Origin of the sequence: Exiguobacterium sp. TDN 0502, assembly GCF_050846835.1 — a bacterium.
Classification (GTDB): Bacteria; Bacillota; Bacilli; order Exiguobacteriales; family Exiguobacteriaceae; genus Exiguobacterium_A.
In genome coordinates, this window is the sequence record NZ_JBOZGJ010000001.1 from 493764 (window position 1) to 515283 (window position 21520).

General features: G+C 48.2%; 15 protein-coding genes. 1 reads left to right on the forward strand and 14 read right to left on the reverse strand.

What is annotated here, in order from left to right; genetic code table 11:
• Window positions 1-56 precede the first annotated feature (56 nt).
• The 14 genes from ACRPK8_RS02405 to ACRPK8_RS02470 all read right to left on the reverse strand — a co-directional run bounded on the left by ACRPK8_RS02405 (window position 57) and on the right by ACRPK8_RS02470 (window position 20544).
• A complete protein-coding gene (locus ACRPK8_RS02405) occupies window positions 57-980 on the reverse strand; it encodes a hypothetical protein (protein ID WP_432236742.1) in 924 nt (307 codons plus the stop codon).
• 340 nt (window positions 981-1320) lie between these two features.
• Window positions 1321-2679, reverse strand: coding sequence for a 23S rRNA (uracil(1939)-C(5))-methyltransferase RlmD (rlmD, locus tag ACRPK8_RS02410; RefSeq protein ID WP_432236743.1), 1359 nt, complete (start codon window positions 2677-2679; stop codon window positions 1321-1323).
• 25 nt (window positions 2680-2704) lie between these two features.
• Entirely contained in the window at window positions 2705-3667 is a 963-nt protein-coding gene (locus tag ACRPK8_RS02415) for a diacylglycerol kinase (protein ID WP_432236744.1), read from the reverse strand.
• A gap of 147 nt (window positions 3668-3814) precedes the next feature.
• Window positions 3815-5248, reverse strand: a complete 1434-nt coding sequence (gene gatB / locus ACRPK8_RS02420) for an Asp-tRNA(Asn)/Glu-tRNA(Gln) amidotransferase subunit GatB (RefSeq protein ID WP_432236745.1) — start codon at window positions 5246-5248, stop codon at window positions 3815-3817.
• 14 nt (window positions 5249-5262) lie between these two features.
• Window positions 5263-6705, reverse strand: coding sequence for an Asp-tRNA(Asn)/Glu-tRNA(Gln) amidotransferase subunit GatA (gene gatA / locus ACRPK8_RS02425; RefSeq protein WP_432236746.1), 1443 nt, complete (start codon window positions 6703-6705; stop codon window positions 5263-5265).
• Window positions 6706-6720: 15 nt separating this feature from the next.
• The gene (gene gatC / locus ACRPK8_RS02430) at window positions 6721-7011 is read right to left on the reverse strand and encodes an Asp-tRNA(Asn)/Glu-tRNA(Gln) amidotransferase subunit GatC (protein WP_023469336.1); all 291 of its coding nucleotides are present in this window, start codon (window positions 7009-7011) and stop codon (window positions 6721-6723) included.
• 199 nt (window positions 7012-7210) lie between these two features.
• Complete coding sequence (locus ACRPK8_RS02435; RefSeq protein ID WP_432236747.1) at window positions 7211-8437, reverse strand: Nramp family divalent metal transporter; 1227 nt, start codon at window positions 8435-8437, stop codon at window positions 7211-7213.
• 432 nt (window positions 8438-8869) lie between these two features.
• The gene (locus tag ACRPK8_RS02440; RefSeq protein WP_432236748.1) at window positions 8870-10138 is read right to left on the reverse strand and encodes a TIGR02679 family protein; all 1269 of its coding nucleotides are present in this window, start codon (window positions 10136-10138) and stop codon (window positions 8870-8872) included.
• Complete coding sequence (locus tag ACRPK8_RS02445) at window positions 10131-14213, reverse strand: TIGR02680 family protein (protein WP_432236749.1); 4083 nt, start codon at window positions 14211-14213, stop codon at window positions 10131-10133. Before ACRPK8_RS02445 ends, ACRPK8_RS02440 begins: the two co-directional genes overlap by 8 nt.
• 14 nt (window positions 14214-14227) lie before the next feature.
• The gene (locus ACRPK8_RS02450) at window positions 14228-15337 is read right to left on the reverse strand and encodes a TIGR02678 family protein (RefSeq protein WP_432236750.1); all 1110 of its coding nucleotides are present in this window, start codon (window positions 15335-15337) and stop codon (window positions 14228-14230) included.
• A complete protein-coding gene (locus ACRPK8_RS02455) occupies window positions 15324-16802 on the reverse strand; it encodes a TIGR02677 family protein (RefSeq protein ID WP_432236898.1) in 1479 nt (492 codons plus the stop codon). The genes ACRPK8_RS02450 and ACRPK8_RS02455 overlap by 14 nt, the downstream gene beginning before the upstream one ends.
• 191 nt (window positions 16803-16993) lie before the next feature.
• Entirely contained in the window at window positions 16994-18505 is a 1512-nt protein-coding gene (gene putP / locus ACRPK8_RS02460; RefSeq protein WP_432236751.1) for a sodium/proline symporter PutP, read from the reverse strand.
• A gap of 78 nt (window positions 18506-18583) precedes the next feature.
• Window positions 18584-20128: an L-glutamate gamma-semialdehyde dehydrogenase gene (gene pruA, locus ACRPK8_RS02465; protein ID WP_432236752.1), complete on the reverse strand. Its 1545-nt coding sequence runs from the start codon at window positions 20126-20128 to the stop codon at window positions 18584-18586.
• A 128-nt stretch (window positions 20129-20256) separates the two neighbouring features.
• Window positions 20257-20544 carry a HesB/YadR/YfhF family protein gene (locus ACRPK8_RS02470; RefSeq protein WP_023469340.1) on the reverse strand — a complete coding sequence of 96 codons (288 nt, stop codon included), beginning with the start codon at window positions 20542-20544 and terminating at the stop codon, window positions 20257-20259.
• A 124-nt stretch (window positions 20545-20668) separates the two neighbouring features.
• Between ACRPK8_RS02470 and ACRPK8_RS02475 the strand changes: the two genes are divergently transcribed.
• Complete coding sequence (locus tag ACRPK8_RS02475; RefSeq protein WP_432236753.1) at window positions 20669-21508, forward strand: hypothetical protein; 840 nt, start codon at window positions 20669-20671, stop codon at window positions 21506-21508.
• Window positions 21509-21520: the final 12 nt, after the last annotated feature.

Here is a 21520-nt window from a genome sequence, read left to right on the forward strand (position 1 = left end):
ATATATAATGAAAAAAGGAGAAAGATGCGCTGTGGCGCTCTTTCTCCTTTTTCGTATCATCGTCTACGATACGGTGCAATCCGTTCTTTAAATTCAGGATGGACGAAACTAGGACGTAACGATAAGACGACCTCACCGAGAAGATGTTCTACCACGTCATCCCATCGTTCGACGATCTCAGAAGTGGTCTTCGCAGAAACATCATCCTCTTCGAGTAATGCTGTCTCGTCAGTCGTTCTCATAAAGATCCACGTATCATCAGAGCGCTTGCGTCCCATCAAGGTGATACGCCCACCTTCCATCCGGTACAAAAGGATTCGCTCCCATTGACGCTTCCGACTCGGTGCCGTAACTTCACGATGTCGCGCGATGATTTGCTCTTTGATCGTTTCCCGACTAGCAACGAGATTCGGACACAGATGATAAAAATCATCTGTTCTTGGATGCTTGATGCCAAAGTGTAGAATACCCGACGCTTCGAGACGCTTCATCCACTCCTCCTTCGCTTGTCGTAAGTGTGTCCAACGAATAAGATGTCTCTGAACTCCCCATCCTGTAATCACGAATGGGTGCCGTCGTAGTTCTTCGACTGACGCAAACAACGTCTGTTTTTCAAATGATGTCTCTTGACAGAGTTCTTCAAAACGATTGATCGATGTGACATCATTGCCATGTTGCATCGGAAATAGATTATATAGATGAAAGCGTCCAGATAAGGTTTTCCCTTCATAGATACCTTCTACGATACGGATGATTTGACGCATTGTATCATCCAATCGTCCAACCTCACCCGTTGCTTGACCTGTCGTATCAAGTTGCTGACGCAATGCTGGATCCACCGTCGCAGATCCTGGATTCAACATCAGACATGCACCAAGTGACGTCTCGCTTTCCCCCCACTGGATATATGTATGATAGCGATACAATACGTCCTGCTCCAACCGAAATGTCGCATACACTCGAACATCGTTAGTCTCCATCATGAACCCTCCTATACTTTTATATACAACTTGATTATTTTACCATATAGAGGTTCTTATTTACTTTTTTTGTACATCAGGTCAATCAAAAAACGAGACTGACTCAAAAGTCAGTCTCTACAAAGATAAGGGTGGCAGAATGATGATCTGCCACCCTTATCTCGTAAAGAATGACGCGTCACACGCCACTCCTACAGGAAAAGCGCATTTATGCGCTGTCAGAGACGAACAAGACCCGCTTTCCTGCTTCAACGAAGCAGGAAAACTGGCTTGTGTCTCGCCTGAGGAAAGGGCGTGAAAAGACGCGTCATTCTTTTTTTGAATCAGCCTCATGAACGATTTAGTTACGGACGAACAAAGCAACGCTTTCGACGTGTGTCGTATGCGGGAACATATCAACCGGTGTCACTTCGACGAGTGTATACCCGAGTTCTGTCAACAGCTTCGCGTCACGTGCTTGTGTCGACGCGTTACATGAGACGTAGACGATCCGCTTCGGTGCGACATCTGCCGCAGCACGCAAGAACTCTTCGTCACAGCCTTTACGTGGTGGGTCGACGACGATGACGTCCGGTTGGATACCGGCTTTAACGAGTGCCGGCATGACCTTCTCGGCCGCACCGTACTCGAACGTCACGTTCTCGATGCCATTCGCTTGCGCGTTCCGGCGCGCATCATCGATCGCTTGTGGTACGATTTCGATGCCGTAGACGTGCTTCGCTTGTTTCGCGAGTGACAATGAAATCGAACCGATGCCACAGTAAGCATCAACGACTGTCTCATCGCCCGTCAACTGGGCATACTCGAGCGCTTTCGCATAGAGTTTCTCCGTTTGCAGCGGGTTGACTTGGAAGAACGAATGCGGTGAGATCTCATACGTCAATCCAGCGATCTGATCGCGGATGACGGACGGTCCGTACAAGACGACGTTCTTTTTCCCGAGAATGACGTTCGTATCATCCGGGTTGATATTGTGCTGGATCGATGTGACGTTCGGTAACGCCTTTAGGATTCCTTCGACGATCTTATCAATCCCGCGCAGTTGTTTGACCTTCGTGACGAGAACAACCATCAACTCGTTCGTATGGTAGCCATGACGTGCCATGATATGACGGATGACACCTGCTTTTTTCTTCTCGTCGTACGCTGGGACTTTTAAGTCGGCGAGGACTTTACGGACCGCTTGGACGGCTTCGTCGTTTTCTTTGTTTTGGATCAAGCAGTAGTCCATATCGATGATCCGGTGGCTCCGTTTTTGGTAGAAACCGGCCATCAGTTTGTTCGATTGGAACGCGACCGGTACTTGTGCCTTGTTGCGGTACCCCCACGGATCTTCCATGCCGATCGTCTCGTGGACGGGAATTTCAAGACCGGCTAGGCGAGCGAAAGCGTCACGGACACGGTTGTGCTTGAACTTGAGTTCTGCATCGTATGACAAGTGCTGTAATTGGCAACCGCCACACTGGTTGTAAACCGGACAAGGCGGCTCGACACGATCGACACTCTTCGTCTTTTGACGGATGATACGACCGAATCCGTAAGACTTCGTCGTTTTCGTGATTTTGATCTTGACCTGCTCCGTCGGCAAGGCACCTGGGATGAAGACCGTGTAGCCATCGATGCGTGCAACCCCTGACCCTTCATGTGTCAGGTCGACGATTTCGACGACGTGTTCATCGTTCTTTTGTACTGGAATCATGAATATCCTCCTTAAAAACCTCGCTTCACGCGAGGTTCATTTCTGCTTCTTGTAGTTGTGTATTAATCTGTTCCATCTCTTCGATCCGGAACTTCGGTGTCATGACTTCGAAATGAGAGCGAAGATTCGTCATCTCGCCTTCGCAGATGCCGCCAAACTCACCATCGATGTTCAGACTCATCTCTGATGTATTCTTCATGCGGACGAATGAGGTCGTGACATGCTCGATGCAAGGGTCCGAGAAATGATCCCCTTTTAAGGCAAGACGCATGACGCGAATCAACTCGACGAGGTTACATTTCTTCAGGATGAAGAGGTCGAACCGACCGTCGTTCAGCGACGCGTTCGGTGACAACTTCTCGAACCCGCCGACGGAGTTCGTGTTCGATGTCAAGAACAGCATGACTTCTCCTTTGAATATACCCTTTTCATGCTCCAGTTCGACATACGTCGGTCGGATTTGCGGAAGTTTCTCCATCCCTTTGACATAGTACGCAAGCTGTCCGAGTGCCGTCTTCAGCTTTGAAGGCACTTCGTACGACAGCTCTGTCATGATGCCGCCGCCAGCGATGTTGATGAAGTAATGGACATCAGCAGATCCTTCAATCTTCCCGATATCGACCGGCATCGTATGTCCCGTGCAGATGACATCCATCGCCCCTTCGATCGTCAACGGAATCCGCATCGCCCGACCAAAGTCATTCGTCGTTCCGACAGGCAGGACACCAAGCTTCGGACGCTTGCTATAAGCTGCCATTCCGCTGATTACTTCGTTCAACGTACCATCGCCGCCTGCTGCGACGACGAGATCAAAGTCTGCTTCGCACGCTCGTGCTGCTTCATACGTCGCATCGCCGACCGCTTTCGTCGAGTAGACAGATGTCTCATAACCCGCTGCTTCGAGTCGGTCGAGGATATACGGTAAATTTCGTTTAACCATCTCTTTCCCGGAAGTCGGGTTATAAATCACGCGCGCTCTAGGTCTCATAAGATTTTCTCCTTTTTGACTCAACCGTTCATTTGATACATAACTGTTTTATTTTACATGAACTCGCTGGACTTTACAAAGCCAAAAAAGACAGCGTCCGATTCCTCAGAGAAGTGAAGGAGGAACGGACGCTGTTCGATCAGGTACTTATTTTAGTTTTTCGAGTTCTTCGTAGAAGAGTTGATCGAGGAGGGCAGGGTTTGCCATTCCTTTTGTTTTCTTCATGATTTGACCGATGACGAAGCCTTTCTTCCGGTCACGTCCACCGAGTAATTCCTCGACGACGGCTGGGTTTGCTTCGAACATCTCGACGATCAGACCACGTAACAATCCTTCATCCGAAATTTGGGCGAGACCGTTTGCTTCGACGTATGCACGCGGCTCGACACCCTCTTCGATGACGGCGGTGAAGACTTGTTTCGCGATTTTCGATGAAATCGTTCCGCTTGCGATCAAGTCAATCATCTCCGCCAGGCGAGCCGGTGTCATCTTGACTGTTTCGAACGTTTCCGTCGATTTGTTCAAGTGACCTTGGATCTCACCGATCGTCCAGTTGGCTGCTGCTTTCGGCTCTGCACCTGCTGCGAGCGTCGCTTCGAAGTACTCTGCCATCTCACGCGTGACCGTCAATTGTTTTGCGTCATACGCTGACAGACCGAGTTCTTCTTGGTAACGAACGCGACGTGCATCCGGCAATTCCGGGATACCGGCACGAATCGCTTCTTTCCAATCATGATCCAGCACGAGCTTGACGAGGTCAGGCTCTGGGAAGTAACGGTAGTCCGACGCCCCTTCTTTGACACGCATGAGGACGGTTTGTTTTTTCGTCTCATCGAAACGGAGTGTTTCTTGACGCATCACACCACCAGCAAGCAATAGTTTGCGATGACGATCCTCTTCGAACTCAAGCCCTTTTAAGACGTTTCCGAACGAGTTCAAGTTCTTGAGCTCCGTTTTCGTACCGAACTTCTCTTGTCCGTATGGGCGAACGGAGATGTTACAGTCGCAACGAAGTGACCCTTCTTCCATCTTCACGTCTGAGACGCCTGCATATTGTAAGACTTCCTTAAGACGTTCGAGATAAGCGACTGCATCTTTCGGTGAACGCATGTCCGCTTCACTGACGATCTCAATCAGCGGTGCGCCTGTCCGGTTGAAGTCGACGACCGAGTGGTTCGCACCCGTGTGGTTCATCTTACCAGCATCTTCTTCAAGATGAACACGTTCGATTCGGAAGCGTTTCGTTTCGCCATCGACTTCCGCATCGATGAATCCGTCAAAACCGATCGGTTGATCGAACTGCGAGATTTGATACGCTTTTGGCGTATCTGGATAGAAGTAGTTCTTCCGGTCGAATTTCGTTTGATCGGCAACTTGGCAGTTCAGTGCCATTGCTGCACGCACAGCGAGTTCGACGGCTTTTTCGTTGATTTTCGGCAGAACGCCCGGATGTCCAAGACAAATCGGACACGTTTTCGTGTTCGTCTCCGCGCCGTATTCCCGCGCACAACCACAGAACATCTTCGTGTTCGTGCTCAGTTCGGCGTGGACCTCGATCCCGATGATCGTTTCAAAGTTCATGATACATTCGCTCCTTATAACTTCGGAAGCGCGAATCCGCCTGTCGCAAGCTCAAACGCATGCGCAGCGCGATAGATCGTCGCCTCATCGAAATGTTTTCCAATGATTTGTAAGCCGACCGGAAGACCGTCGACGAATCCAGCTGGAACCGAAATGGCTGGAACACCTGCCAAGTTGATTGGAATCGTCAAGATGTCATTCGCATACATCGTGACGGGATCATCGAGTTGTGCACCGAGTTCGAATGCTGGTGTCGGTGCTGTTGGTCCGATGATGACGTCATAGTTCGCGAGGACATCGTCGAAATCCTTTTTGATCAGCGTCCGGGCTTGTTGTGCTTTTTTATAATAGGCATCGTAGTAACCAGAACTGAGCGCATACGTTCCGAGCATGATCCGGCGTTTGACTTCGTCTCCGAATCCTTGTGAACGGGAATACTTGAAGACATCTTCAAGTGCATCCGCTTCCGCACGGACGCCGTAACGAATGCCGTCAAAGCGTGCGAGGTTCGATGATGCTTCCGATGAAGCAAGTAAGTAGTACGTCGCAAGCGCATATTTCGAGTTCGGAAGTGAGACTTCGTCAACCGTCGCACCGAGTGCTTCGAGTTTTTGGATTGCTTCCCGGATGTTAGCTTTGACGCCTTCACTGACACCCTCACCGAAGTATTCTTTCGGAACAGCGATCTTCAGACCTTTGATATCACCTGTCAACGCTTGTGTGTAATCCGTTGCTGCGACGTTCGCAGACGTCGAATCCATCTCACAATGTCCTGCGATCGCGCTCAACAGATACGCGTTGTCTTCGACTGTCCGTGTCAACGGACCGATTTGGTCAAGCGACGACGCAAACGCAACGAGACCGAATCGTGAGACGAGACCGTATGTCGGTTTTAAGCCGACGACACCACAATAGGCAGCCGGTTGACGAATCGAACCACCTGTATCCGAACCGAGGCTGAACAGGACTTCACCCGCTGCGACAGCTGCTGCTGAACCACCTGAAGAACCGCCTGGGACGTGGTTCGTATTCCATGGGTTACGAACTGGTTTGTACGCTGAATTCTCGTTTGAAGAACCCATCGCAAACTCATCCATGTTCAATTTCCCGATTGTGATCGCCCCTGCTTCATGCAAACGCTCGACGACTGTCGCATCATGAGCTGGTACGAAGTTCTCGAGGAATTTCGAACCACATGTCGTCGTCATCCCTTTCGTGACGATGTTATCCTTGACGCCGATTGGAAGACCAAACAATGGGTTTGCTTCGTGTTTCGCGACATCGTCCATTCGTTTCGCTTGTTCGAACGCTTCTTCATTCAATGAGAGAAACGCACCGATTTTTCCGTCGACACGGTCGATTTGATCAAAGGATTCTTGGACGAGTTCAGAAACTTTGACTTCGCCATCCTGAATGAGTGTGTGTAGTGTTTTGACACCATGTTCAAAAAGTGACATCGGGTCATTTCCTCCTTATTCGAACACCGCTGGGACGCGGACTTGTCCGTCTTCCCAATCGGGTGCGAGTCGTTCTACTTCCGTACGCGGAAGTGATGGACGTACTTCGTCCTTACGTAGGACGTTCTTTAAATCGAGGACATGAGTCGTCGGTTCGACGCCAGTCGTATCGAGTTCATTTAATTGTTCAGCGAACCCGAGAATCTTCTCGAGTTGTCCTGTGAATTGTGCTACTTCTTCATCTGTCACGGCAAGGCGTGCCAAATGCGCCACGTGGCGGACTTGCTCCTCATTAATCTTTGCCATGTCATTCCACCTCCGGAACTTTTGCGATATATTTTACACTATTTCTAATCATAGCACTTTTCGTCCAGACAAAAAAGACGATGGTGCATCGGGGGGAGGTCCGCACCATCGTCTTATAGGGGTAGCAAAGCTTCCGGGCGGAAAGCTTCTAGTTATGAAATACCCGCTTTAAATCAGACGAAACAAAAATACTGAATATTCATACTAATACATCGACGAGCAGATAGACATTGAAGACGATGACGATTGAGACGATGACCCAGGCCAACGCGTTCATGAACCGACTGTTCCGATGTTCCCCCATGTACCGTTCACTCGCTGTTGCCCGGATTAAGGGAATCAAGGCAAACGGAATCCCGAACGACAAGGCGACCTGACTGAGGACGAGAGCCCGTGTCGGATCAAAACCGGAGAACAGCAACAGGATTGCCGGTAACATCGTCACGGTCCGGCGAACGAACAGTGGTAGCTGGAGATGGAGGAAGCCGCGCATGATCGCGTCCCCCGACATCGTCCCGACGCTTGATGAGGCGAGACCTGATACGAGTAAGGCAATCGCAAACAGATACGGCGCGATGCCACCGAGCGTGACATGTAGTCCTTCATAAATTTCTTCAAGCGAACCGGCTTGATACTTCGTGCCGTAAAAGACACTGGCGGCGATAACGAGCATCGCTCCGTTGACTGCTCCGGCAATCAACATCGCACCCCAGATGTCGAAACGTTGGATCCGTAACATCGACAATTTATTCGCAACGTGTCCCATCCGCCGTTTCGTTAAATCGGAATGGAGATAGATGGCGTGTGGCATAACGGTTGCACCGAGCATTCCGGCAGCAAGGACGATGCTCGACGTACCTTCGAATCCCGGTAATAACCCTGCTGATAAATCTCGGAACACCGGATGGACTTCAAAGACTTCAATCGCAAAAGCCGCGGCGATGATTAAAACAAGAACGGCGATGACGGCTTCAAAATGACGGAGTCCCTTTTGCTCGAATCCGAGGATGACGAATGATAGGACTGCCGTCAACAGCGCCGCCATCCGTAAATCGATTGCAAACAGTAAATGAAATCCGAGTGCCGCGCCGACGAACTCGGCGAGATCGGTCGCCATCGCGACGAGTTCGGCTTGGACCCAGTAGAAGAAGCGAGTAACCGGCGATAACTCTTCCCGGATCACTTCCGCTAAACTAAGATTGCTGACGATTCCAAGCTTGGCTGACAGGAACTGAATGACGACCGCCATCAAGTTCGAGGCAACGATGACCCAGAGCAACAAGTACCCGTACTGGGCACCTGCCGTCATGTTCGTCGCGAAGTTTCCCGGATCGAGATACGCGACGGCAGCGACGAACGCCGGTCCGATATATGTCCGTTTTTTCGGTAAATCTTGTGTAAGTGGCTGTGTCGCCATCTCGTTCACCTCACTTTTTGTTTTTATTATACGCTCATTTTGCGCAAGTACAACAAATATGTTTATGGTAAATAACAACGTATGAAGTGAACCAATTATGACTTCTAAATTCAACGATGAACATTTCAGTCACTCTCGCTTTCCGAAGACGAGATGTTGAACTTTCATGTTCTGCTCCACTAAAAAGGAGTGAGGCTGACTCAAAAAAAGAATGACGCGTCTTTTCACGCCCTTTCCTCAGGCGAGACACAAGCCAGTTTTCCTGCTTTATTCAAGCAGGAAAGCGGGTCTTGTTCGTCTCTGACAGCGCAAAGATGCGCTTTTTCCTGTAGGAGTGGCGTGAAACGCGTCATTCTTTTTGTTAGGAGATCAGGATGGCAGCACATCATTCTGCCACCCTGATCTTTGTGGAAACTGACTTTTGAGTCAGCCCCACTCGATTCATCCATTCTGATATTCTGCAACCATCCGTCGAATCAATGCTTCTTGATAACCAGCTCGTTTTTCCTGACGCATGACCTCAATCACGAGACGTAATGACTCATCCTGTATTCCGTTTAACTTCGCCAGTCGTTCGTCCGATAAAATGACATCTGACTTCGACTGAAGATATGCTTCTTCGTCTAAACACCAATACGTCAAACGATCAGCATATCGCGCTTTCAGTCTTGCTGCCATCTGAAGCCCTTCCGGATCTAAATCTCCTGCATATCGTAGTTGATGACCCGATGCGACGAGCTGATCGAGCAACTGATACGCTGCTAGTTTGAATTGACCGTGCGTACACACGAGCTGCATACCTGGTAAGACATCAAGCAGCTCCGAAAAGACACCTGAATTTTCAACGATCCAAACCGATCGTTTTTCACCATAAATCCGGTCGACCTGTAGTAATTCGCGAAGCGGAACATTTAAAACGCTGTTACGCTTTGACGCTCCGCTCCACATCTCATGGAGGATGCCGTGCTTCTCTGCCATGAGGTTCACACAGGTTACGAAATTCAACACGTCATCCCGTAACAAATGAAAACGAAGATACAACTCATTGAGACTTTCGGAATCCATCGGAGGTGCACCGAGTCGTTGTGCTTTTACGTGCAGCAGATGAATGAATAATTTTCCGAGCTCCGTATCACGGTCGAGCGCATGGGGATCACCTGTCATCCGTTGCGCATAAAGTGGAATCCGTTCGTATTCAACAGGAAGTGATTGATTCATTTTCTCAAGTTGCGTACACAAGTGTTCAAAGTGAGGCAGTTCACTCGTTCGGTGAACGAACAACGTATCCGGTGTTTTTCGCGTGAGATGATCGAACCAATCTAGTAATCCCGGGAAAGTCTCTTTTAAGCTTTCCCATTTCTGAATCTCCTGCTGCTTCACCAGCAGACGACGTTCTTGATTCGTCTGAAGCGGTGATTCGAAATAGGCTTCTAATAATTGCTGCAACGTGATGCTCTCGAACCGTGATTGTCGCAGTCTTCGTTCAAAACGTATCAATGTCACAGTCCCCCGTCGTCGTAAGTCCTCGACGTCCTCGCTCAAGAAAAGTGCGATCGCTTGTTGATCCTCCCGTCGAAAGCTGCGAATCGACACACTTCCCCCGACACGACCGTACGATGCATACTTTTTACGAAATTGTTGAAAAAGCTGTTCGAAACGCTTCCCCTCGCGAAAGTAACATAATGCTTCTTCGAGAACCTGCTCACTCATGAACTAAGACCCGTTGCTTCCCGTTCCAGTAGTATTTCAACACACCGACGTAATCCGCGTTTTGCGGACGAAGCAATTCGTACACCGATAAATGATCAATCGTGTCATAGTCACCCCAAAGAATTTGCGAGTTCATGATGAAGTCGAAATCGAGTTGTTTGACGACATCGAACATTTCACGGATGTTATTTTCATCGACACCCGCGAATGCTTCATCTAGCGAAATGATATAAGGTGCCGTGTCAGTCGCCTCTTGATAGCGCGAATAACAAGCCGTGAACAACGGAATATACATGGCGAGTGCTTTTTCACCACCACTGAACTTATCAAATTTATTATTCGTCAGTTCCGTCTTCGGCTCATTCGTCCGCTCATGATACAAGATGAAAGAGAACCATTTTCGGTAATCGAGAACCTCTTTTAATACTTGTAATAGCGTTTGTCCCGCTCCTTCTTCCTTCATCAAACGTTGCGCGCGATCAATCCGGGAGCGGAAGTGATTCGTGATGCGTTCATAGTCCTCATCCTTCATCAATCGAACGTCTTGTTTCAGAATCGCGACGAGGTCTTTCGTATCCAGTTCATCCTCTACATCAGCAGTCCGTGGCTTCCACTTGATCGAGAAGGTGATGCCAGATGAGATATTTCGATTTTCCATGATTTGATTCATTTGTGTCGTCCACTTCTCAGCCCGACGAATCCGACTACGTAACTTAGATCCGACCGACTTGAAGAGAATTTCCTCATAGAGTTCCCGGTCATCCTCGTTTAGAATCTGTTGCTGTCGTGCATATTCTTCTTCGACCGTCTGTTTGACGAGACGTGGATTGACCTGCTGTCCTCTCAAATCGAGCGTGATCATCCGTTGCGTCGTCTTTTGTTGGAACGTCTCCACTTCATGCCGGAAATGCTCTTCGTTTTCCTGCATCCATTCTGGTAGAGACCGCTCTTCCGTGTAGTCACGCATACGGTATTCCATCAAATCACTCTGTAACTCATAAAATGTCTTCGATAAGAGTTCATCTGCTTTTGATCGCGTCATGTTCAATCGATGCGCATAGTGTGTCGATTGATTTCTTACCCATTCCGCGAATGGCATCTCAGTTGGTTCACTTCCCGTCTCCGTTTGTTGAAAACGTTCACGCAATACGTCTTCCCATATTTGCTGCAACTGTTGATAAAAGGCTTGGATCGGTTCTTGGCGCAATCGTTCTTTTTGGTCGACCTCGAGTTGCGTCGCATGTGTCGTCGCTAGAATCGTGATTGTCTCCAACTCTTTTTCCACGACTCGTAACTGTTCTTGGATGTCTTGAATTTGCTGACGAATATCCTCTGCCTTTTCTTGTTGCAGTTGCTGTTCGATGTGTTGAATCAATTCCTCGATTTGTTTGCGCTCCGACTCGAGTTGATACAACTCCCCCGACTGTTCATCAAGATCGTGCTCAATCTCGCTGATATCGAGTTGAAGTTGTTGCGACGTGCGCTTTACCTGCAGCAGGTGTCGCTGAAGTTGTTCGATTTCACGCAGATCGTCTTTATACGTATACGCATGCTCGAGTGCGTATCGGAACGCTTGAGCGGTCGTATCGATTCCAAAGAATCGCGCTTCTTCTGAAACGGTATGTCGCAACTGACTGAAACGTTCGTTCAATGCTTTAAGGACCGCGTTCATCCGTTCTGCTTGGCGTCTCAGTCCTTCCATCTCTTTTTTCTTCTCCCAGATGGATTCCTGGATCGTTCGCAACTCACGATCGAGCGGAAATGCGTTCCATGCTTCCTCTGCATCCTGAAGGCGTTGCAGTAAACGTTCAATCTCTTGTCCGACGAAAGAGTGTTCCGTCGATAGTTCATCGATTTCGCCGCGTAATGCATCAATCAATTTCTCCCGGTAGTTCTTTCGCGCCTCGCGTCCGATATAACGAACATATTCCACTTCAACGGCATGACCTGCTACGAGACCGATTCGGTATGTTCCATCCTCCATGATTCTCGTCTCGCCAGCATCAATTTGAACACTTCGAAGGAGTTCGTCAATTCGTTCGATCGTGACATGCTCGTTTTCAGTCGGTTGCAGATAATCTGCTAACGTGTGCGTCATTTCATGCGGATCAGCGATCAAAGTACGGTCGTGTATGACTGGTAAATCCGTGATCAACGCGTTCAACATGCCGCTATCGCTGAGGGCTGCCTCAATCCGACATTTCACTTCTTCAGGTACTCCCGATCGGAAATCAATCACGGAATAAAACGGTACGACGGGAACGCCTTGTTCCTGCATCATCTCCCGCGCATGTCTTGTTTCGGGATGTAACGGTGGCTCCGGATCGATTTGTTGCTTCCAGCTTTGAAGCTCCTGTTCTTTTACGGTCAGTTGCTGAACCAGTGTTTCTTGTCTTGATTTATGAAGTGCGATATCTTCGCGAATATGATCTTGAAAACGCGAGATCGATGGTCGAATCTGACGACGGATGCTCTCCATCGTGTCGACGCCATATTCGTTTCGTAATATCCGTTCCATGAACTGGACGTTTTTCTCATCAACGGAAAATTCCTGATGACGTTGTAACCACATATGAATATCTGCTATATACGTCTCTAGTTCTTGATCAAATGTTTTTTGCCAATCATCATGTTCCCGCTTCGTTTGATCAAATAACTGTTCTTCAGCCGCTAACTCTTTTTGTTGAAGTTGCAATCGTTCTTTCGTTTCTTCAAAATGACGGACCTGTTCTACATCATTGTTTAATCGCGTAAGATGCGCCGCCACTTCAGTGTGCCAAACGGTAAAGTCGAACATTTCTCGTTGACGCTCGAAATCCGCCACATTTATTGCATGTCGCTGAAATGATGCCATTTCTGCCTCTTCTTCTAATTGAGTCAAACCGTCCTCGATATTACTCGTCGTCTGGCGAAGCATGATCTGTTCATCATCGAGTCGTCTTTTGAAGATACGCATTTTATCACGCGTACGGTCCTGCTTTTGCTCCTGAGACTCGATTTTCCGTTCGAGTTTCAGCTTCTTATCCTGTTCTCGTTTTTTCTCATCTTCGAGACTCCATACTTTGTGTGCTTGCAAGCGTTGTTGCTGACGCTCTAGCGTTTCTTTTTTGAGATGGCATCGGTTTTTTTCAGCAGACGCTTGCGCGACCTGCTGTTCATGCTGTGCAATTCGTTCAAGAAGATGCGTCTGTTTTTCCATCTCTTCCTGTGCCTTCGCAGCTACCAATTCGTATTCTTGAGCCATATCTGCCAGCTGTCGTTCAGAATAAGCGTCATAGCCCTTACTTAATCGTGCGAGCGCCTCTTTTTCCCGGCTTAGCTGTTCGAGCTGTTGTTTCGTCTGGTCCATATGTTCGATCGTATCCGACAAGTGACGTAAATCCTCATCCGATAACGCTGGTAAGGACGCCTCTAGAATCTCGTAGATGACCGTCGGACGGAAATCCTTCGATAACTTCGGACTTCTCAATTGAATCAATAGCTTAATCAATTCCTCATACGCTTCCATCGTCTCAAAACCAAATACATGTTTGTTGACGAGCTGCATATATTCCCCTTGTGTCTGAACGACTCGACCACCATCTCCGATCATCCGTTCAAGTTCGACTCTCGAATATGGAATTCTTTGTTCCGTCTCGCCTTGACGACTCTTCTTATACAGCGTGATATCTTTCCCGATCCGGCGATGATCCGTAATGACGAACCCCCAGAACTTCATCGGTTTTCCCCGTTTTGCCTGTAAGCCGATTCCAGTCGTCACGTATTGTTCCGAATCCGTTCGCTTGTATTCAAGGAATAAATAACCGGTCCGTTCTTCTCGATTCGAGATTTCCTTTTCACCGAGTAAGTAGTCTTCCATCTTCCGTGCACGTGATCCGAATGGATCGAGGCGATCCGGTGATTTTTTTCCGTCTAGCAATATCGGAAGGAAGCTTTGCATCGTGACCGACTTTCCTGAGCCATTGCTTCCGCGAAGTAACATCTTCCCGTCCGACAAGTCAAAAATCTGTTCAGTGTAGTACCAAAAATTCAACAATCCAGCTCGGTTCATCTGCCAGCGGTTCGTCGCTCTCATCTCTATTCTCTCCTTCATGCTCCAATCATTCGACCAAATCCCGAATGCAGAACGATCATGTCTGACTCTTCTTCCACTTCTATAAGCTCCCAGTTTCGCAGTAACGGAATCAACTCCTTCGCGATCGCACGCGCCGTACTCTCCCGATACTGTTTCGACCATTTCGCTTCATACGTCTGTTTTGTTTGTTCAATCAATGCATGAAATTCGAATAACGTCATCCGGATCTCCCCCATCTCATCCGGCACAGGTGCGTCTTGCCGCAGCTTCGTCGCGACATGCAGCGCGACCGTCGAAATTCCTTTTTTATCCGGGAATAAGGTATAGCGTTGTTTTGCTTCCGGTAAAACGAGAAGTGCCGCATTTTTGAATACTTCTAGTCGAAACGGTGTATAGCGCTCGAACTCATCGACGAGACGATTGCGAAAGTTACGAATGTATGCAAAGTCTAGGTCGTCCTTCGATTCACGATAGACGATCGGTGATAACATTAACTTCCGGTAGACACGTTTTCGCCGTTCATCGTCTTTTTGTCGTGACCATTCGCTCGATAGAATCGCTTCTACCGAATCATATTGGAATAAATCTTCTGGGTACGAACGCATGAAGTAACGGGCGTGCACGCTGACTTCATATAACACTTCCTCTGTATCGTTCATCGCAAAGGCGTCGATTTCGCCATCCACTGTGCGGATCAGCTTTAACGCGTCCAACTGCTTCAACGCCCGGACGAGCGATTTTCGATGCTGATAATTCGTCCAATCGATTGGAAGTTCACCAGGATACATCTCTTCGATTTCTTCCGTCAGATGTGTGAGTAGAAATTGTTCATCCGTTGATTTTCCTTCCGTGAAGGCTAACGCACAACAAAAGATCGCGTAATCCATTGGTTCAACGAATGATTGAATCCCCATCCAGGCTTTCGGATCGACAGGAATCTTCTCTAGTTTGATGAAGTGCTGATGCACGATCAAATCGAAACCGAATTTTTCCGACACATATCGCTTTAACTGGTGCTCTTGTTCGCGTAAACGATGATAGACAAGTGGTTCATCGGCACGCAACACCCAAAACTGTTCAAATAAGATTCCGAGCGCTTCTTCCATCCGTTCATCTTGTTGCATCCGTTTCACCTCTTTTCTCTAAAAACTCATAATGCACATCCGGCATCTCCAAATCCCCATCAGTTGAACGCAGGATGACACGTTCTTGTTGAATCGTCACGCGAACCGTCGTTCCGAATTCCGTCTGTACTAATTGATCTTCATGTAACATCGCTTTTCCGACCCAGTTCAACAATAATTTTCGGACGAAAGGATCGATGACCGGTAACTGCTTGATACGCAACCAGCGCTCATCCATGTACTGTTCAATGATCCGGCGTTGCTGATCAAGTCGTGACAGATACTCACGTTGAACGGCTTCAATTTCTGCTTTTCGATCGATGATCGCGATCGTCTTATTTGCATTTCGTGTCGGTTCCGCTCGCTCATTCACGACGTGCTTAATCGGTTGCTCTTCCCAAATATCCGTATAGAGATCATCGGTTGGCCTCGCGTCACCAACGAAGTGCTTCGTATGAAAAATTCCGAATACGACGGACGATAATTCATGTGCTTCTTCGATCGAGTCCAATCGTTCGAACCATTTCGCTAAATGTTCGTAATCGCGCCGCCGACTTCTGAATTGTTGATGACGTTCACTCATTCGTTGCACGACACGCGTGATGCGCCGGATCGCCTCGTTCGTTCGCTCCTGCAGACGTTCGAATTCACTTTCGCCATAAGCTGATCCTAAAAACCATTCTTTGAGACTTTTCCACTTTTCAAGTTGCTCTGTTAAGATATCTCGCTGCTCTTCTTCAATTCGAAAAGTCTGTTGTTGATGCAAGACGACCTTTTCGAAAAACAATCGCAACGATTCGTCCGAAAACTCCGTCAGTAATTCCTGAATTTGATTGGAGGTTCGTTGCAGACCAACGATGAAATCACGTAAATAGATCGTAAAACGATCCTTATAGACGAGAAACGCTTCCGTCTTCATCTTTTCCGCGACTTTTTCACTATGAATATAGGCAATATAATCTGATGTATTCCGCGTAATTTGCCGGAAGTACGTCATGGCATCAGCCCATAGTTGAGCAGATTCCTCAGCTGATTGGTGATTCGATTTCTCGATTTTTAAGAGAACCTGATACAGGCGCTCGAACTGTGTCTTCTCGAGTGATCCCCCGAACGTATCACCCATCTGTTCTAGCTGAACCATCATCCGTTCGAATTCAACCGTATACGGCGTACATTGATACCGTGCATTTTTCTTTTTATACTCATCAATCGTTTTCGCTTTCCGGTGATCTTGACTCGCAATGAGGTTTCCCCACTTCGTAAGTGATTCTAGATCCTGTTGCACCATTTCGAGCGTATAATCTTCGAACTCCTCATGCTGCTTCAAATGATCGAGGATTTCTTCTGGAAATAGGAACTCCCGCATCCGTTCATGCTGTATGTAGAAATAACGCAGGATCGGACGATAACTCCAAGCTTTCTCTGCTGTTAAGTATGTTGCTTCCTTAATTCTTCTTTTAATCATTGAATCCAATCATTCCGCCTCCTATCCTTTTTAATTGTAACTTTATCCCAAAATAATTAGTATATCTTGCATTGAAAATTTTTAATTAGGCATTGTTGCATAGTACTCCTTTTAAATCATCTCACAAAAAATAGCGGCTGTTCTCCCTCGAGAACAAACCGCTATCATCAATGCTTATTATTTTAGTTGAATCAAACGATTTTTCGCTCAGGTTCTGCACCTTTTAGCTGTGCCTGTACTTGATCGAATTCATCATAGATCGCTTGACTCGGCTCCTTCGTCACGAGGCTACCAATGACGAGGGCAATCGTTGAAGCGATGAAGGCTGGAATCATCTCGTACATTTCCGAAATGTACGATGGTAATCCATCAACATTCTGGTTGATCAGAATCCAAGCGATGACGACGACGGATCCCGTAATCATCGAAGCGAGTGCTCCCGTCTTGTTCATCCGGCGCCACAGCAGACTGAACAAAACGACTGGTCCGAACGCTGAACCAAAACCAGCCCACGCATATCCGACAAGCGTCAGGATCGACTTCTGTGCTCCGAACGACAAGAGAATCGCAAGAACAGCAACGACCAATACCATGACGCGACCCATGATCATCAGTTCGCGATCCGAGGCGCTGCGTTTTAAGAAGCGCTGATAAAAATCATTCGTTGCCGCACTCGACGAGACGAGGAGCTGCGTCGAGATCGTCGACATGATGGCAGCGAGTAAAGCCGCAAGCAGTAATCCTGTTATGAAGCCAGGGAAAAGGTCCCGTGATAATTGAATGAAGACGTTCTCTGGATTTTTTAATCCAGCACTTTGTTGCGTGAAGTAGGCATATCCGATCAGACCTGTAATCATCGCCCCAATGATCGAAAACGTCATCCAAATCATCCCGACACGACGGGCCGTCTTCATCTCACGCAGATTGCGGATCGCCATGAAACGGACGATGATATGCGGTTGACCGAAGTAACCGAGTCCCCAGGCGAGGAGCGAGATGATGCCAATCGTCGTCGTTCCCTTGAACAGTTCAAGTTTTGAGCCGTCTGTCGACCGGATCGTCTCGAGTGTCTCATTGATCCCGCCGCTTAACGTCAGGGCAACACCCGGAACGATCAGAAGCGCGATGACCATGATCATCCCCTGCACGACATCCGTCCAACTGACGGCAAGGAAACCACCGAGGAAGACGTAGGCAATGACAACACCCGCCAGAATCCAAAGACCTGTCGTGTACTCAAGACCAAAGACGGCTTCGAACAAACGACCACCGGCGACAAACCCGCTTGATGCGTACATTATAAAGAATATTAAGATAACTCCAGCTGAAACGGTACGCAAGACACCACTTTTATCGTGGAATCGTTTTTCAAAGTAATCGGGAATCGTGATTGCATCCCCTGCATGTGCCGTATACGCACGCAGACGTGGTGCGACGAGTAACCAGTTGGCATAAGCGCCAAGCAATAGTCCGATGACGATCCATCCACTGGACAGACCAGTTGCATACATTGCACCCGGTAATCCCATCAACAGCCAGCCACTCATGTCACTTGCTCCGGCAGAGAGCGCCGTGACGACGGGACCGATCGTACGTCCCCCAAGCATGTAGTCATTCATGTTCTTTGTCCGATAATACGCAATGACGCCTAGTGCGACCATCAGTCCGAGATACAGCAAAATCGCGAACCACATTCCGTTCATCCTTGCTCCTCCTTTTTTCATGATATAAGAAAAACGGGCATGCAGGTCGCACACCCGTTTCATCTATTAAACACCATTTCAGAACATTTCTGAAGTTGTTTTTGCTTGAAGATGTAAAGTCAAGTAATCCGGTCCGCCTGCTTTCGAATCCGTTCCTGACATGTTGAATCCACCGAATGGTTGGTACCCGACGATTGCGCCTGTGCACCCACGGTTGAAGTAGAGGTTACCGACGTGGAAGTTTGCACGCGCGTACTCTTGGTTCGTCCGGTCTTGTGTGATGACAGCACCTGTCAAGCCGTATTCCGTGTTGTTCGCGATGTCGATTGCTTCTTTGAAATCTTTCGCTTTCGTAAACGCAACGACTGGTCCGAAGATTTCTTCTTGCATCAAACGATCGGTTGGTTGAACGTCCGCGACGACTGTCGGTGAGACGAAGAATCCTGTTGAATCATCCGCTGTACCACCTGCGACGATGCGTCCTTCTTCTTTTGCGACGTCGAAGTACGACGTGATTTTCTTGAATGCTGCCGCGTCGATGACTGGTCCGACATTGTTTGCGACATCCGTCGGGTTACCGATGCTCAGTTTGTTCGTGTTCGCGACGACTTTTTCGAGCAACTCGTCATAGACAGAGTCGAGTGCAACGACACGTGAACAAGCTGAACATTTTTGACCTGAGAAGCCGAATGCTGCTTTTGTGATCATGTCTGCTGCGTAATCAAGATCAGCCGACTCATCGATGACCATCGTATCTTTTCCGCCCATTTCCGCGATGACGCGTTTGAGCCAGATTTGACCTTCGTTCAATTTCGATGCCCGCTCGTTGATGCGAAGACCGACATCACGTGATCCCGTGAAGCTGATGAAACGTGTTTTCGGATGGTCGACGAGGTAGTCACCGACTTCTGCCCCTGAACCTGGTACGAAGTTCAAGACACCTGCAGGAAGACCTGCTTGCTCCATGACTTCGACGAATTTTGCTGCGACGACCGGTGTCGTCGATGCTGGTTTCAAGAGGATCGGGTTCCCTGCCACGATCGCTGCGACTGCTGTTCCAGCCATGATTGCGAGCGGGAAGTTCCATGGTGAGATGATGACACCGACACCAAGTGGAATGTAGTCGTAACGGTTGTATTCGCCTGGACGGCTCTCGACTTTTTTGCCGTCTTTTAAGACGAGCATCTGACGTGCGTAGTACTCGAGGAAGTCGATTGCTTCTGCTGTATCTGCATCCGCCTCGTTCCAAGGCTTCCCTGCTTCTTTGACGAGGTAGGCAGAGAACTCATGCTTCCGCTTACGGATGATGTTCGCTGCTTTGAATAGGACGTCCGCACGTACAGACGGATTGACGAATTTCCATGTTTCGAAGGCTGTGACTGCTGCTTGCATCGCTTCTTCCGCATGCTCTTGTGTCGCTTTTGAGACACGTCCGACGATCTCTTCTTTGTTAGCCGGATTGACGGAGACGATTTTATCTTCCGTCGTCACATGTTTTCCACCGATGACGAGCGGATAATCTTTGCCGAGTTCTTGCGTGACGAGTGCAAGTGCCTCTTCGAACGCTTTCTTGTTTGCTTCTTGTGAGAAGTCCGTGAATGGTTCGTGTTTGTACGGAATCATCTCTATTCCCCCTTTAATCTCTACTTTAAATCGCTTACATTCTCCATTGTACAGAAGCATGAGTCCGCTTACAATTATTCTAGTCAAAAAAATAGAGGAGCGACCGATTTGGTCACCCCCCTTCTCGATTATTCCTTTGCTTGTGAAAAAACGATTTCTTCATGTTCGATCGAGACTTTGACGTCCTGTCCTTGGAATAACCAGTCATCCTGATCTGAGACGACGAAATGAATGCCGTCAACGACCTCTTCGACAGCCGCCCGTTCGACTTCCTCCATATGAACACCGACCGAGAACCCTTGTGTTAAATCCGTTGATCCACCATATTTTGCGAAGAAGCGAATCGTATCGCCCGATTTTGCTTCCATCTCATCTTTGAAGTATTGCAATGCCTCATCTGTAATATGAATTTTCATCTCTATCACTCTCCTTTCGTTTAGTGTACCGATATCCTACTCAAAAAAGCGAATTTCCTGTATGGTAGAGACAAGATTAAGTGTGGATTCTTCATCACGGAATATCCATCTAGGAGGAATTCGAATGAAACGATCGCTCGTAGTGCTGCTTGCGACCAGTCTCGTACTCGTCGGTTGCGGAAACGATTCCCCGTCTTCTACAGATACCAAATCCCCGAAGACGACGGAAACGAAACAACAGACGGCGGAACAAGCCGTTCTTGATGTCTATCAGACGTATGAACAAACACTCGGTCAATCGGGACGAGCAGATGCGAAGGACCTCGCATCGATTGAATATACGGGTGACGCAAAACAACTTGAACCACTCGCCGTCGGTGCGAAGAACTTAAACGTCGTTCCCGGTAAGGTCATCAAGTCGTTCCAAAAAGGCGACGTCGCCTATATCATCCATGAATTCAAAGATGCGAAAGGATCGATTCTCCCGAACCGGGGATCGAAGCTGTTATTGAAAAAAGACGAGGAGTGGAAAATTGTTTTGACACCGACGACGTTCGACCCGTCCGTCTTCTCGACGCTTGGCGACATATTCACTGGGTTTAACGCCGATGAATATGGTGTCAATGCGAAAGCAGCCGACGAAATCGGGAAAACGGATGAAAAAGACCAAGATGCTGTTTTCTCCCGCGTCAATGCGCAAACCGATTATATGGCGCTTGAGATGAACAGTAACATCCTGATGATTTATGGCGAAGCCCTGAAAAATGAAGGAAACCCCGAAACACTCGTCGATTATTATAAGGACTACGCGGACTGGTACGAGGCGGAACAACCGCTTCTGATGAAGACCGCAAAAGCCGGTACCGATTATGAAAAGTACCTGATGGCACTCGATCCGTTAAAAGAGAGTCTTCAAAAGAAACTTGAAAAATATGCGGATCAATTAAATATGGAACTCGGATGAGGAGGACATTTC